This is a genomic window from Streptomyces sp. NPDC046716 (assembly GCF_040645755.1).
Classification (GTDB): Bacteria; Actinomycetota; Actinomycetes; order Streptomycetales; family Streptomycetaceae; genus Streptomyces.
Genome location: NZ_JBEYYU010000007.1, coordinates 33,899 through 48,258, shown reverse-complemented (window position 1 = coordinate 48,258; position 14,360 = coordinate 33,899). Strand labels below are relative to the sequence as shown.

The 14,360-nt window shown below is 68.8% G+C and carries 11 protein-coding genes and 1 pseudogene; 4 read left to right on the top strand and 8 right to left on the bottom strand.

The features are described 5' to 3' along the window. Positions 1-802 precede the first annotated feature (802 nt). Together ABZ930_RS07550 and ABZ930_RS07545 are read left to right on the top strand one after the other, a co-directional pair. Positions 803-3,274, top strand: coding sequence for a glycoside hydrolase family 3 C-terminal domain-containing protein (locus ABZ930_RS07550; RefSeq protein WP_361543027.1), 2,472 nt, complete (start codon positions 803-805; stop codon positions 3,272-3,274). Between the two features lie 111 nt (positions 3,275-3,385). Beyond that, positions 3,386-4,645 (top strand): ABC transporter substrate-binding protein, encoded by a 1,260-nt coding sequence (locus ABZ930_RS07545; RefSeq protein ID WP_361543024.1) that lies wholly within the window; start codon positions 3,386-3,388, stop codon positions 4,643-4,645. A 63-nt stretch (positions 4,646-4,708) separates the two neighbouring features. Here ABZ930_RS07545 and ABZ930_RS07540 read toward each other — a convergent pair whose 3' ends face one another. The 8 genes and pseudogenes from ABZ930_RS07540 to ABZ930_RS07505 all read right to left on the bottom strand — a co-directional run bounded on the left by ABZ930_RS07540 (position 4,709) and on the right by ABZ930_RS07505 (position 12,869). After that, positions 4,709-6,058: an MFS transporter gene (locus ABZ930_RS07540; RefSeq protein ID WP_361543021.1), complete on the bottom strand. Its 1,350-nt coding sequence runs from the start codon at positions 6,056-6,058 to the stop codon at positions 4,709-4,711. Between the two features lie 202 nt (positions 6,059-6,260). Further along, a complete protein-coding gene (locus ABZ930_RS07535) occupies positions 6,261-6,977 on the bottom strand; it encodes an IclR family transcriptional regulator (RefSeq protein WP_361543463.1) in 717 nt (238 codons plus the stop codon). 188 nt (positions 6,978-7,165) lie between these two features. Then, on the bottom strand, positions 7,166-7,612 hold the full coding sequence (locus ABZ930_RS07530; protein ID WP_361543019.1) for a MarR family transcriptional regulator: 447 nt from the start codon (positions 7,610-7,612) through the stop codon (positions 7,166-7,168). A gap of 93 nt (positions 7,613-7,705) precedes the next feature. After that, positions 7,706-8,560 carry a fumarylacetoacetate hydrolase family protein gene (locus tag ABZ930_RS07525; protein ID WP_361543016.1) on the bottom strand — a complete coding sequence of 285 codons (855 nt, stop codon included), beginning with the start codon at positions 8,558-8,560 and terminating at the stop codon, positions 7,706-7,708. A 41-nt stretch (positions 8,561-8,601) separates the two neighbouring features. Beyond that, complete coding sequence (locus tag ABZ930_RS07520; protein ID WP_361543013.1) at positions 8,602-9,639, bottom strand: cupin domain-containing protein; 1,038 nt, start codon at positions 9,637-9,639, stop codon at positions 8,602-8,604. 20 nt (positions 9,640-9,659) lie between these two features. Further along, entirely contained in the window at positions 9,660-10,871 is a 1,212-nt protein-coding gene (locus ABZ930_RS07515) for an FAD-dependent monooxygenase (RefSeq protein ID WP_361543010.1), read from the bottom strand. Positions 10,872-11,345: 474 nt separating this feature from the next. Then, positions 11,346-11,618: pseudogene (locus tag ABZ930_RS07510) on the bottom strand (gfo/Idh/MocA family oxidoreductase); the annotation flags it as partial. Positions 11,619-11,762: 144 nt separating this feature from the next. Then, positions 11,763-12,869 (bottom strand): alkene reductase, encoded by a 1,107-nt coding sequence (locus ABZ930_RS07505; protein WP_361543007.1) that lies wholly within the window; start codon positions 12,867-12,869, stop codon positions 11,763-11,765. Positions 12,870-12,930: 61 nt separating this feature from the next. Between ABZ930_RS07505 and ABZ930_RS07500 the strand changes: the two genes are divergently transcribed. After that, a complete protein-coding gene (locus ABZ930_RS07500; RefSeq protein ID WP_361543004.1) occupies positions 12,931-13,320 on the top strand; it encodes a MerR family transcriptional regulator in 390 nt (129 codons plus the stop codon). Between the two features lie 225 nt (positions 13,321-13,545). Further along, positions 13,546-13,878 carry a hypothetical protein gene (locus tag ABZ930_RS07495; protein ID WP_361543002.1) on the top strand — a complete coding sequence of 111 codons (333 nt, stop codon included), beginning with the start codon at positions 13,546-13,548 and terminating at the stop codon, positions 13,876-13,878. Positions 13,879-14,360: the final 482 nt, after the last annotated feature.

The window sequence follows — 14,360 nt, the reverse complement described above, 5'->3', positions numbered from 1 at the left end:
GATGGCCGAGAGCGGACACTGCATGACGGACGACACCAGTGTGCTGATCGAGCTATGGAAGGGGCAGAGCGACGAAGCCCGCCAGATGGAGAACCAGCGTGCGGCCCTCACCAGCGTTGTCATCCTCGTGACAGCTGCCGGTCTGGGGTTCCTGTCGCAGCACGGCCACCTGCGGACATCCTCCGTGGGGGTAACACTGCCCATGTTCTCTGTGGGCGCCTTCGACGCTCTGGCATGCACGGAATATGCCGAACGCTGGGCGGTTCCATCTGGACCCTCTGGGTCACCGTCCACGCAGGTATCTCGGCCGGAGGGCTTGCGCTCAGCGTCTGGGCGCTCGTCTGATCTCCCGCCGAAAGTTCGCCACCAGGTGCGGTGCGACCGCACCGCGGATCTGCACGTCATCCATCCCGCGAATGTCCTCTATCTCCGCGGTCGATAAGGCCCCCGGAAGTCCGGGAATTGAAATGCTTCAACGTTGCTGAACGGCACAACTGCTGGTCAGAGCTGTGGAGCGAAGCACTCCATGCCAGCGGGTTGACCCATGGATCAACCTTCAATAATTTCCACTGCGTTGACTGAGTCGTTTCCTCAAGGACTCCTGTCGGCGCGGAAATGTCGTGGGGCGCGACATCTCTCCGTGTGCACGGCAGGTAGAAATACGGCTCGGCATCCTCTGAGCGCTGCTGGAGCAGCAGCGACCCACCCCGGCCATGCCCGGCGGACTCAACGACGCCCCGACCTGACGGGTGCCCGCGGACGCCTACGGCTGATGGCTGCCACTCAGTTCGGAGAGCCGCCAGTGAATCGACGCACTTTCCTGTCCGCAGCCACACTCACCGCGGTCGCGGTCGGCATGGCGCCCGTCCTGACCGGCCCGGCAGGCGCCGCTGCTGACACCCCCCAGAACAGGGCCGACGCACTCCTGGCCAAGATGACCGCCGCGCAGAAGGAATCCCTGATCCGCTGCGACTTCGCCTCGCTGACCACCCTGGGGATCCCGGCCCTGACGATGGTGGACGCCTCCGCGGGACTTCGCGGCGAATCGGGCGTCACCGCCTTCCCCGTTCCCCTCGCCCAGGCCGCCACCTTCGACACCACGCTCGCCAAGGACATCGGCACCGCCATCGGCGCCGAAGGCCGCGCCAAGGGATACAACAACCTGCTCGGCCCCACCGTCGACGTCAGCCGTACCTGGCACTTCGGCCGCCAGGCCGAAGGCATGGGCGAAGACCCACTGTTGGCCGGACAACTCGGCACGGCCGTCACCCTCGGCATGCAGAGCCAGCACGTCGTCGCGACCGTCAAGCACTTCGCCGCCTACACCCAGGAGACCAACCGGTTCTTCACCGACACCAAGGTCACCGACCGTGCCCTGCGCGAGATCTACATCGGCCCCTTCCGACGCATTCTGCAGGCCACTCCCACCACCTCGGTGATGATGGCCTACCCCAAGATCAACGGGACCTTCGCCACCCAGAGCCCGGCCCTGTTCACCCTCCTCAAGACCGACCTGGGCCTCACGGGCTACACGGTGCCCGACTTCTGGGCCGGTGACGACCAAGTCGCCGCCGCCAAGGCAGGGATGGACCTGGCCGGACTCGGCGCTGCCGGTGTGAAGCTCACTGCCGGACAGCTCACCGACGGATCGGTGACCAGCGACCGACTCAACGACGCCGCCCGCCGCATCCTCATCTCGATGTACGCGTGCGGCCTGTTCGACAACCCCCTGCCGACCCCGGCCTCCAACGTCAGCACCCAGGCCCACCAGGACCTCGCGCACAAGAGCGCCATCAGCGCCACCGTCCTCCTCGCCAACAAGAACAAGGCCCTCCCGCTGCCCGCCTCTCTCAAGAAGATCGCGGTCATCGGCCCCACCGGCACCGACACCTACACCGGCATCGCCGGCTCCAGCTACGTGGACCCCGGCTCCTGGAAGACGCCCCTGCAGGCCATCCAAGACCGCGCCGGCACCACCACCATCACCCCCACGCAAGGAACGAAGGGCGACATCCCGCTCACCACCGTGCCCGCCGGCGCCCTGCGCACCGCCGCCGGAAACAGCGGCCTCGACGTCACCTACTACTCCGGCAGCAACACCAGCGGCACACCGATCACCACCAAGACCGTGCAGACCGTCGACTTCACCACGGCACCCCTCGATGGCCTCCCCGCCGTCTGGTCGGCGAAGTGGACCGGCACCCTCACCCCGACCACCACCGGCCTGCACCGCTTCTCACTGCTGCCCGCCGGAACCACACAGCTCAAGATCGACGCCAAGACCGTGATCTCCGGGACCCGGCACAGCCGCCGCTTCTTCCTCGGCCCCTTCGACTACCCCCTGCACGGCACCGCGGACCTGACCGCCGGCCGCGCCGTCACCGTCGAGATCACCTACACCAACGCCACCGCCGACACCGGCACCTGCGGCCTCACCCTCGGCTGGCAGCCCCAGTCCCTGATTCCGGCCGCCGTGGACGCAGCCCGCAGCGCGGACGCCGCCGTCATCCTCGTCAACCGCGTCGCCGGCGAAGACATGGACCACACCCAGCTCGACCTGCCCGGCGACCAGAACCAGCTGATCAGCCAGGTCGCCGCCGTCAACGCCCGCACGATCGTCGTCCTCAACACCGACGGCCCCGCCGCCATGCCGTGGGCCGACAACGTCGCCGCCGTCCTCCAGGCCTGGTACGCCGGACGCGGCATGGGCACCGCGCTGGCCGCCATCCTCTTCGGAGACAGCGACCCCGGCGGCCGACTGCCCATCACCTTCCCCAAGGACGCCACCCAAGGGCCCGGCACCACCCAGGCCACCTACCCCGGCACCAACGCCACCGTCACCTTCGACGAAGGCACCGCCGTCGGCTACCGCTTCTACGACAGCAAGAGCCAAACCCCCCGCTTCCCCTTCGGCCACGGCCTGTCCTACACCAGCTTCGCCCACGGCTCCCTCGAAGCCACCTGGGACAAGGCCACCCAGAAGGCCACACTCGCAGTGACCGTCACCAACACCGGAACCCGCACCGGCACCGACGTGGTGCAGGTCTACGCGACCCTGCCCGGCTCCGCGAACGCCGAGCCGCGACGCCTGGTCGCCTTCCAGAAGGTCTCCCTGGCCGCCAAGGCCTCCACCCGCATCGAATTCACCATCCCTGCCGCCGACCTGACCGTCTGGCAGTCCAACAAGTGGAGCCTGACCGCCGGGATCTACACCCTCGCCGCCGCCCACTCCTCCCGCGACATCACCGCCCAGCGCGCGATCACCGTCAGCTGACCCACCGCCCCGGGGCTGCGCGCACCCTGCCCGCTGCCCCGGGGCCACCGCCACCCACCGCTGCACCACCGCGGCCGCGGCCGTTCATCCACCGCAGGAGCAAACCCCGTGTTGCGCACCAGACCCCTGACCCGGAGCGCAGCCGCGCTCACACTGCTGTCCACCATGGCCGGATGCGCCCTGGGAACCGGCAGCGGCACACAGCTCACCGTCCTGGCCAACGTCACCGACAAGGTCGCCATGACCTCCGTCATCAAGGCCTTCCACGCGGAGCACCCAGACATCAACGTCAAGGTCACCTACGCCGACACCAACACGCTGCAGACCGACCTGCCACGCGATCTGAAAGCCAACAAGGGACCCGACGTCTTCACCGTCTGGCCCGGCAGCGGAAATGCTGCCTCGGCAGTGGTCCTGTCCAACCAGCACCTCCTGATGAACCTTGGCCTGCACCGCTTTGCCTGGAACCTTCCCGACGACGTCGCCTCCGTCGTCGGGCGGCTCGGCAGCGTCGAAATTGTCCCGGCCAGCTACAGCGCCATCGGCGCCATCTACGCCGAACAGACCCTCAAAGACATCGGCGGCACCGTGCCCACCACGTACACGCAGGTCCTCGCCCTGTGCGAGAAGGCCAAGGAGCACGGCAAGGTGCTGTTCGCCCTGGGCAACAAGACGCCCTGGGTGACACAACTCGTCTCATACGCCCTGGCAGCGGGAACCGTCTACGCACAGCAGCCCGACTTCGCCACCAACATGGACCAGCGCCGCACCAGCTTCGCCCAGTCCGGCTGGAAGGACGCCCTGAGCAAGTACCTCCAGATGAACGACCGCGGCTGCTTCGGTACGGCCCCGCTGGCCACCACCTACCAGGACAGCCTCGACCAAGTCGCCTCCGGACAGGCCGTCGGCATCGTCCAGGTCGCCAGCGCTCTTGCCGAACTCAAGGCCGCCGCCCCCAGGATCGATCTGACCCTGCACGCCCTGCCGGCCTCGGACGATCCCCAGCAGACGCGCATGCCCGCCGCCGTCTCCGCCGCGTACGGCGTGAACGCCCGCACCCCTCACCCGAAGCAGGCCAAGGCGTTCGCCGACTTCCTGGCGTCGGCCAAGGGACAGAACCTCTACAACAGCAAGGGCACCACCCTGCCCGCGATCCCCAACGCCACGTTCAAGACCGATTCCGCGGTGGCGGAGGTGGCTCGGCGGCAGAAGAACGGCACCACCGTCCCCTTCATGGACCAGACGTGGCCCAACTCCGAGGTCCAGCAGACGCACTTCCAGCAGATCCGCGCCCTGTTCGCCGGCAAGACCACCGTGGACGGCGCACTCAAGGCCATGGACCGCTCCTTCCGCGACGGCCCGCTGGACTGACCTCTACAGCAAACGGGCGGGCTCCCCTCGATCGGGGGGAGCCCGCCCGTTTGCGATGCTGGGCTAGGCCGCCGCCGACACCCTGGCCGAGGCCACCTGCTGCCCATCAGCCGCCTGCCCCCGCAGGGCGAACAGCAGCACACCCGCAGCCGCGAACACGATGCCCGTGGCCACATACAGGGTCCGCGGAGTCGCCCCGGCGTCCAGCAGCCAGCCCGCCGCCGACGGCGCGATGATGGCGCCCACCCGGCCCACGCTGATGGCGGCACCCACGCCCGTCGCCCGAAGCCGCGTCGAGTACACCTCAGGCGTCAGTGCGTACAGGCCGGCGATGCACCCGTTGACCGCCACTCCGATCACTGCTCCGAGGCAGAAGGCCAGAGCCAGGGTGTCGGTCGACGCAGCGAAGGCGACCACCAGGGCACCGGCCACGAACAGGTAGCTGCGCAACACGCTCACCAGCGCGAACCGTGCCGCCAGCGTCCCCAGCAGTGCCGTGCCGAAGATGCCGCCCACGTTCAGCAGCGTTCCCCCGGTCAGGCCCTGGGACGACGACATCCCTGCCTCGACCAGCAGGGTCGGCGTCCAGCTCGTCACGAAGTAGAAGGCGGCCATCACCAGGAAGAACGCGCCCCACAACACCAGCGTGGGACGACGCAGCGGACCTGCGAACAGCGCCCTGAACCCGGCCGAACGCAGCTGGTCTTTCTCAACCCCCACCGCGGGGAGTTCGGTGAGCTCGGGGTGGCGCATCTGCCGGGCCAGGGTGTTGATGCGCTCCAGCGCGCGGGACGGTCGGCGGGTGAACAGGAAGTCCAGCGACTCGGGCAGGAAGAAGTAGGCGAGCGGGACCACCGACAGCGTGGCGAGTCCGCCGGTCAGGAACACCGAGCGCCACCCGTGGTGGTCGATGAGGGCCACCGAGGACAGGCCGCCGACGGTCGCGCCGATCGCGTAGCCCGTCGAGTTGAGACTGACGGCCAGGCCACGCCAGCGGCGGGAGGCGAACTCGCCGGCGATGACATTGCTGCACGCAAGCACCGCGCCGATGCCCAGCCCGGTGAGGACCCGCAGGAGCGCCAGCTGCTGCCAGTTCTGGCTCAGGGACGACACGATCATGCCCAGCGCGGCGGTGGCCAGCCCGCCCAGGATGACCGGACGCCGGCCGATCCGGTCCGCGCGCGGGGCAATCAGCAGCGCGCCCAGCGCCATGCCGGCCAGGCCACTGCTCAGGAGCAGCCCCAATGTGCCCGAGCCCAGCGACCACTGCCCCGACACCGACTTGCCGGTGAAGGACATCACCAGCACATCGAACCCGTCGAGGGTGTTGAGCAGGACGCACACCGTGATGGCCCGCCACTGAAAACGGGTCATGGGGCCCTCGTCCAGGACCGCACGCAGATCGGCGCTCACCGGATGATCCACTCAGCGGTCCGGCACATGAAAGACAGATACATGGCAGCACTCCGTTGTCGACTGCGGTGTAGCCGGCCGCGCAGAAAGACAGCCCCAAGGGCGGCTCAGCGACCGGCGCAGCCATGGTCTGGCCAGCCCAGCCGGGCGGACAGAGCGTTTTCCGGATGCCGGGAAACGAATCGTGACGAGCGCACACCGCTCAGCAGACGGCCGCCTGAAGCGCCCGCGTGATGGCACGACCACTGGTGCGCACCAGGTCCGCCAGCGCGCCCGTGGGCATGGAACCGTGCCGGACCACCAGCGAAACAGCCGCCACCACCTCGCCGTCCGGCGACAGTACCGGCGCGGCCACCGACAGAGTGTCCAAGGACAACTGCCGGTCGCTGACGGCGTACCCGCAGGCGCGTACCTGCGCCAGAACTCGCCGCAACTGCACTGCGCCGCACAGCGTGAAAGCGGTGTGCGCCTTCACGGGTTCCCCCAGCGCAGCATCCTGGACCTGAGCCGGAGCGTAAGCCAGGAGGACCAGCCCGGCGCTGGTCGCGATGCTGCCCAGACGGCCGCCGACCCGGGTCAGCGTGGGCACTGCGCTGCTGCCGCCCAGCCGTTCCACGAACACGACGTCCGTACCGTCGCGCACGGCGAGCTGCACGTTTTCCCGGGTGACCTGACACAGGTCCTCCAGGTAGGGCAGGGCGCACTCGCGCAAGCCCTGCCCCCGGGGCGCCAAGGCCCCCAATTCCCACAGACGCAGCCCGATGCGGTAGCGGCCGCGCTCATCCTTCTCCAGGGCACCCCAGGCCAGCAGTTCAGTGAGCATGCGGTGCACAGTCGACACCGGCAGCCCTGCCCGGCGCGCGAGATCGCTGAGGGAGAGATGGGAGTGGTCGGCAGAAAAGGCGCCCAGGATCTGCAGCGCGCGGGCGAGAACCGGACCGGTACCCGCTGCCGTCGCCGGCCTTGCTGTGGGCGCGGGCCCCGGGGCGGTCTGCGTAGCCAAAGAGATGTGTGTATTGGGCACCATGCGACTCCTCGTCCGGACACCGGGCTTGCCTTGACGGGTGTGGTGGAACCAGACCCCGGCCGCGGCCCGGTGTGGGCGTCTCAGTCGCTGCTCTCCAACGCCTCGTCCATGAAGGCGATGCGGCGCAGACTGTCGATGGCCAGCCCCCGCTGCGCCTCGGGCAGCAGCCCCAGCAACTGCTGGTTGATCGCTTCGGCCGGTGGGATCAGAGCGGCGAGCAGTTCGCTGCCCTGATCCGTGAGCTCCAGCAGGGTGCGCCGGCGGTCCTCGGCATCACGGACCTGGCTCACATGCCCCTGCCCGGTCAGGCGACGGATCATCTGGTTGACCGTGGACCGGTCCAGCGACGTCAGGCGGGCCAGCGTGCGCTGGTCGATTCCAGGCTTGTGCGACAGCGCATTGAGCACGGCGAACTGCTGGGAGGTGATCTCCCGCGAGACCTGCTGGGACCACAGGGCCGTGTGCACCTGCTCAGCTCGCCGGATCAGGTGCCCGATGTAGTTCTGCAGATCCAGTGCGCGTGCCACGATCTCCGTCTTCCCTGTGCCGATGTGGTGCCGCCCGATGGCGGACGACCGCTGGCGAGTCTATGGGCGTCACCACGCCGGCACCCGATCCGACTAGCGTCCGGGACGCTGCTCGTAGGCCGTCGCCCGGGAGCCGTCGACGCCGACCTCCAGGCGGCCGACGCGTTCGATGTCGACCACCACCCGGTCGCCGTGCTTCAACGGCCCCACGCCCGCCGGGGTCCCCGTGGCGATCACATCGCCCGGGTGCAGCGTCATCACCGACGACGTGTAGGCGATCAACTGGCGGACCCCGAAGATGAGATCGGCCGTGTTGGTGTGCTGGCGCGTCTCACCCGCCACGTCGCACCGCAGCTCGAGCGCGTCCGGGTCGGGGATCTCGTCCGCACTCACCACCCAGGGCCCGATCGGGGTGAACGTGTCGAACGACTTGCGCGTGGAGCGGTCCTCACCGGAACGGACCGTGATGTCCAGCACGCAGGTGTATCCGAAGACGTAGTCCAGTGCGTCCTCGGCCGCCACCTTGGCCGCGGCGCGCCCGATGACGACGCCCAGCTCGCCCTCCTGATCGGTGCGCTTGTCGCTGTAGGGCAGCAGGATGTCCTGGCCGGGGCCGATCACCGACGAGTTGGCCTTGAGGAACACACCGAGATCAGCGATCGACGTCGTGTACTCCATCTCGGCCTTGTGGTCGAGATAGTTGACCGGCGCACCGATGATCTTGCCAGGCCGGGGGAGAGGCGCCTCCATCACCGCCTCGGCAAGGGGTACACGCGCACAGGCCGCGAGGTCGATCTGCGGCGCACCGTCCCGGTCGACGCGTTCGATGTACTGGTGCAGCGCGCCGGACGGCGACGGCGCCGACGGAACGAGTTGGCCGGTGACGTCGACGAGGGCATCGCCGTCGACGAGCCCGAGCCGTCCCTTGTTGAAGAGCGCAAGGCGCATCAGGGTCTCCTTGGGAAAGAGCAGTCGGGAAACGAGGAGGATCAGGCGCCGGGATCGGCGCTCTGACTGCGGTAGAGACCGAGCGAGCGCATGACCGGCTCGTCGTTGTAGGAGAAGAGCACCGCATCCTGGGAGCCGGAGGTGTTCACGTGCCGGTAGGAGGCCCAGCCGGGAATCGCGAACGTGTCGTGCTGGGACCAGTCCAGGCGCACCCCGTCGACGATCGTGGCCCCCTCGCCGCGGACGACGCTGAAGATCTGGGACGCGGTGTGCTGATTTCCCACCCCGTCGAAGCCGGGCCGCAGCCGCTGCACGCGGCACCCGATCGTCGGCATGACCGGCCCACCGGTCCAGGGGTTGGTGTACTCGAGGACGATGCCGTCCACCGCGCTGCCCTCGGCGCTGTCCGCGATCGCGTCCAGGGCACGCTGGGTCTCGGTCCACGTGTAGCGCGTGACGGGGGAGTTAGGGCCTTCCTGCGTCAGCCACGCCGGGGTGAGCCGCCCGTGCAGGAACTGGCGACTGCCCGCGTCGTCGGGTCTCGTGACCGGCTGCAGCCGCTGCGGGTACTTCTCGTAGAAGCCGGCCTCGAGCGCGTTCACGAGGGGGTAGTCGAGAGCATCGAGCCAGATCATGGGGTCGGTGCCCTCATGAGTGTGGTCGTGCCAGTGCCAGCCCGGGGTCAGCAGCAGGTCCCCGGGCGCCATGAAGACGCGCTCTCCGTTGACCGTGGTCCAGGCACCGCTGCCTTCGAGGATGAAGCGGAAGGCATTGGACGTGTGGCGGTGGGCCTGCGCGGTCTCCCCGGGCAGGATGATCTGCAGTCCCGCGTACAGCGTGTTGACCGTGGCCGGCGGGTCGGTGAGACCGGGGTTGACGAGCATCAGAACACGGCGCTCGGCCTCGTCCAGCGACAGCGTCTTGGAGAAGTGCAGCAGCTGCGGGCGCAGGTCCTGCCAGCTCCACCGGTAGGGAACCGCCCGGCTTTTGGGCTCGGCGGGGAACAGGTTGCCGTAGAAGCGCCACAGCGGAGCAGCGCCCAGATTCTCCAGCGCCTTGTAGGCGGGGTCGTCGGTCATGGTGGTCCTCCTGTCAGGTGTCAAAGGGCAGGAACGGCGGCGGTGGCCGGCGTCCACACCCACGCGATGTCGTCGAAGTCCTCGGGCGAGCGGGCAGACAGCAGCTGGTTGCGCAGGGTGGCTCCCATGCCCTCCAGGTGGCAGATTTCGCCGAAGCGCCGGGCGTTGGTCTGGATCTGCGCGGCACGTTCCTCGCGGACCTGGGCGTACGCGGCGAACGCGGCGTCGGGGCCGGTGTTCTGGGCGAGCGCCTGGCCGAGCGCGACGGCGTCCTCCAGGGCTTGGCAGGCGCCCTGAGCGAGGTACTGCAGCATTGGGTGTGCCGCGTCCCCGAGCAGCACGATCCGCCCGTGGACCCAGTTACTGTTGGGCAGCCGGTCGAACAGCGGCCAGCGCCGCTCCCGGGAGACAAGCGGCAGGGCGTCGCGCACCGTCTGGCAGGTGCCGGCGAAGCGTTCCTCGAGCTCGGCCTCGGTGCCCCAGTCGTCTGAGTCCGGCGTGTAGTGATCGCTTTCGAACACGGCGACCTGGTTGTAGAGCTCGCCGCGGCGGACCGGGTACTGCACCAGATGCATGCGGGGCCCGGCCCACACCATGACCGCTTCGGAAGCGGCGTGCTGGGACATCCGGCCGGTCATGCGATCAGTGGGCAGCGCGCCGCGGAAGGCGACATACCGGGAACAGACGGGATCCCCGTCGCCGACCAGGGCCTGCCGCAGGCGCGAGTGCAGCCCGTCGGCAGCGATCGCAGCGTCGGCCGCCAGAACCTCGTGAGATTCGGCGAAGTGCAGCCTGACTCCCGAGGCGTCCTGCTCGGCACGGGTGACGGTGTGCCCGGTATGCAGGGCGATGGCGGGATGGTCCTCGCACGCTGCCAGAAGGGCGGCGTGCAGGTCGGTCCGGTGCGTCACCAGGTACGGGTGACGGAACCGCTGGATGTAGGCGTCGCTGCGCAGGTCGAGCGAGGTGACCTGGTCGCCGGTCAGGGCATCCATCATGACCAGGCGCGGTGGAGCGACGGCGTGCTGTCGGACGGCGTCCAGCACGCCGAGCTCGTCCAGCGCAAGCGAGGCGTTGGGTGCGAGCTGCAGACCTGCGCCGATCTCGCCGAACTGGGCGGCCCGTTCCACGAGCGTCACCTGATGTCCGGCGCGGGCAGCGGCCAGTGCGGCGGCAAGGCCACCGATACCGCCGCCGACGACGGCGATGTGGGACGCGGGAGATGTGGGCATTCGGCCTCCTTGAGTGAACGGGATGGAGGACACGGAGGCGCGGGAGGGGCTACCAAGAGATAGTCAGTACGCCAACCATTGGTGTACGGACGATATTAGGATGCTGTTTCCATGAGGTCAACGGATGTCCCGAGTTCCTCAGCAGGCCCTGCAGGCCGGTGCGGGGCCGGTAGAACTGTCGGGCGGGCGATCTCTGCGCTGCCGACAGGCCACAGACGGTTCGGAGCCGCCTCTGTGGCGGGTGCCGGTCGCAGAGGGCGGGTCGAGGGCGCGGATATCGCCAGTCCATTCGTATGTAGCCACAGCGCCGACACGGCGGATCACTCAAGCGGAAAGAGGGCGCCTGATCGTCCCCTGATCGCAGGGGGAGGAAGCGCCTCGTGGCGACATCTGGGGGTTGTGCCGTGCCGGAAGCGAGGCTCGCGAGGGTGTGCTTCCGGCGCGGCGCCCGCTGCGGTGCGGACGCAGGTCCATGCGCATGGACCGCACCAGTTCGCGGAGTTGGACCAGGTGGGAGCTGGGAATGTCGGGCGGGAAAGACGTCCAGGCCGCGGCCTCGGCGTCATCGACGCCAGGCACGGGCGTGATCCGCCAGTTGTTGGTGGAGTAGCCGTAGAGATGGGGGAGCTCGATGGTGGCGCGTTCGCAGTCGATGCGGATGCGGCTGACCTGGTCCGGACTCAGCGCGCTGTTGACGACGGTGGCCAAGGCCCCACTGCTGAAGCGGACCAGGGCGGTGGATACGTCAGTCGCACTGCTGAACACGCGCGTCTCCAACGCCGACCACCGTTGGCTCCGCGAAGCAGGGCTCGGCACCTGGTCAGGTGGCTCATGAGGCCCGAGTGGGAACCATTTCGCAATTCATTGGGGAGTCGTGGGCCGGGACTCGCGTCAGCTGTGCGGGGGCAGGGCGGGGTAGTCGGTGTAGCCGGTGGGGCCGCCGGTGTACATCGCGTACTTGGCGCGGACGGCGTTGATGGGGGCGCCGGTGCGGATGCGGTCGACGAGGTCGGGGTTGGCCAGGAACGGGCGGCCCAGGGCGATGAGGTCGGCTCCGGCGTTCAGGAGGCGTTCGGCGGCTTCCCGGCCGCCGTCGGCGGGGATCTGGTCGGCGGGCAGGATCGGGTTGGCGATCAGCGTGCCCGTCCAGAGCTCGCGCAGCCGGGCGAAGAGGGGCTTGGCGGGGTCTGCGAAGGCGACGTGCAGATAGGTCAGGCCCTTGCCCGCGTTGGCTTCGAGCAGGGCCGGGTAGAGATCGTCGGCGTCCGTGTCTTTGATGCCGTTGACGGTGTTGCCGGGCGAGATGCGCAGGCCGGTGCGCTCCGCGCCGATGGCCGCGACGACGGCGTCGATCACCTCGGTGGTGAAACGGATGCGGTTCTCCATGCTGCCGCCGTAGGCGTCGGTGCGGTGGTTGGTGTTGGGCGCGAGGAACTGGTGGAGCAGGTAGCCATTGGCGCTGTGGACCTCCACCCCGTCGAAGCCCGCGTCGACGGCGCGGCGGGCGGCAGCGGCGAAGTCGGCGATGGTCTGCCGGATGTCGTCGGCCGTCATCTCGCGCGGTGTGACGGCTTCCTGGAAGCCGGCCGGGGTGTAGATCGGCTCGGTCAGCGGGATCGGTGAGGGGGCGATGGGGGTGAGGCCACTGTTGTCGGGGTGGCCGACCCGACCGCCGTGCTGAATCTGGAGGAACACCGGGCCGCCGCCCGCGGCCTGGACGGCCTTGGTGACCTGGCGCCAGCCGGCGGTGTGGGCATCGGTGTGCAGGGCGGTGATGTTGGGGTAGGTCTGGCCGACCGCGTTCGGGGTGGAGGCTTCGGCGATGATCGCTCCGGCGGTGGCGCGCTGGGCGTAGTACTCGGCCATGAGTGGGGTGGGGGTGCCGTCGCTCTCCGCGCGGTTGCGGGTCATGGGGGCGATGACCAGGCGGTTCGCCAGCTCGTGGCGACCGAGTCGGGCGGAGGTCAGGAGGGGGGAGATCGTCGTTTCGTGCGTCATGTGGTTACCGTAGAACTTGACATCAATGTGAGAATCAAGCTGTGGGGATGTGACCTGCGTCATGCGAATCGGTGAGCTGGCTCGGCGTACGGGTGTCAGCGAGCGCTCGCTGCGCTACTACGAGCAGGAGGGGCTGCTGTCGGCCCGACGCACCCCGGGCGGGCACCGGGAGTACGCCGACACCGCAATCGACCGGGTGCAGCGGATCCAGGAACTGTATTCCGCGGGCCTGTGCAGCTCGAAGATCGCTAAGCTGCTGCCCTGTATGCGCGACAGTGATGGCGGCCCGGCCGAGACGGCCGACGACTTCCTGATCAGCGAACTGACGGTGGAACGGGACCGCATCGATCGCATGATCAACGATCTGCAGCGCTCCCGTTCCCTGCTGAACACGGTCATCGCCAATGCCGCACCTGCGCAGCGGAGGACCGGCCCGGATCCACGTCTCTAGGACAACTGGGCTACTCGGGGGTCTGCGCGAGTCGATCGTAGCGTCCAGGCCGGAGACCAGGTACTGGCGACAGATGGAGGCCGTCCGCGCCGACCTCCGGATTGCGGGCGCCCGTTCCCCGTCGGGTGTGGATCCTCTCTGGGGATGAGTGACCTGGGAAGACGCTGATCGGTGGTGTCGGGGCAGTGGCTTGCTTCTACCGTGTTGGGGTGGAGGTGGGGCGCCATGGTGTCTTTTCCGGAGGACTTCGAGGCGCGGGAGGCTGCGGCCCGGCGCCTCCTCGAGGAACTGCGGGCCGAGACAGCAGAGTTGGCGCTGAGGCTGCAGGCGGCTCAGGAAGATCTGTCGCGGTGGGAGATCTCGCGGGAGACGGTCACGAAGGTGTTGGCCGAGCTGTCGGCCGCGGAGCCGGCCACTGAGGTGGATGTGCCGGTGATGCCTGAGCAGAAGCCGTCGCCGACGGCGGCGGGGAAGGGGAGGCGCCCCTGCGGCCGGTCGAGGGCGCTGAGGGCATCGTCCGGTTCCTGCTGCGCCTTCAGGACCGGCTCCGCGCCTTGACGCTGGTGGAGAGTGCACGGTCAACGGTCATACGGGCCTGATCGCCCCGCAGGGCGGCGCAACCGTGTCGATGTCCGCATTCGAGGTCGCAGGCGGCCGGATCGGGCGTATCTGGTCCGTCCGCAATCCCGACAAGCTGTGCCGGTGGACGGCGGCCGCCCGGATCCGCCGCTGACACCGCCGGCGGCAGCAGTACTTGCCGCCGACTCCACACGAAGTGAGCCGGCCAAGCCTTCAGGACGAGATTACCCCACGTGTGCGCCCCGCTCACGCACCCGGCCGCAGCTGTTGGGCCGCCTGCTCCTGAAGGGCGTCGTCCAGCGTTGGATGGGTCCCAGAGAGGTGCGGCGCCTGACTCCCGAGGGCGCGAAGGCTCAGCCGCTCATTGAGTTTCCGTGTGGCCATATAGCTCATGAGGCCGCTTGTGATCTCTAGCCCGTTGGTGAGGATCGCGACTATCCGGTAGGTGAGGAAGCGCGCGT

What these genes read in the sequence shown, in the direction of transcription:
- ABZ930_RS07520 (WP_361543013.1), bottom strand. Translation starts at nt 9,639, where the DNA reads ATGACCGACGACCCCGCCTACAAGGCGCTGGAGAATCTGGGCGCTGCT.
- ABZ930_RS07500 (WP_361543004.1), top strand. Translation starts at nt 12,931, where the DNA reads ATGCGAATCGGTGAGCTGGCTCGGCGTACGGGTGTCAGCGAGCGCTCG.
- ABZ930_RS07525 (WP_361543016.1), bottom strand. Translation starts at nt 8,560, where the DNA reads ATGCGCCTTGCGCTCTTCAACAAGGGACGGCTCGGGCTCGTCGACGGC.
- ABZ930_RS07495 (WP_361543002.1), top strand. Translation starts at nt 13,546, where the DNA reads ATGGTGTCTTTTCCGGAGGACTTCGAGGCGCGGGAGGCTGCGGCCCGG.
- ABZ930_RS07515 (WP_361543010.1), bottom strand. Translation starts at nt 10,871, where the DNA reads ATGCCCACATCTCCCGCGTCCCACATCGCCGTCGTCGGCGGCGGTATC.
- ABZ930_RS07505 (WP_361543007.1), bottom strand. Translation starts at nt 12,869, where the DNA reads ATGACGCACGAAACGACGATCTCCCCCCTCCTGACCTCCGCCCGACTC.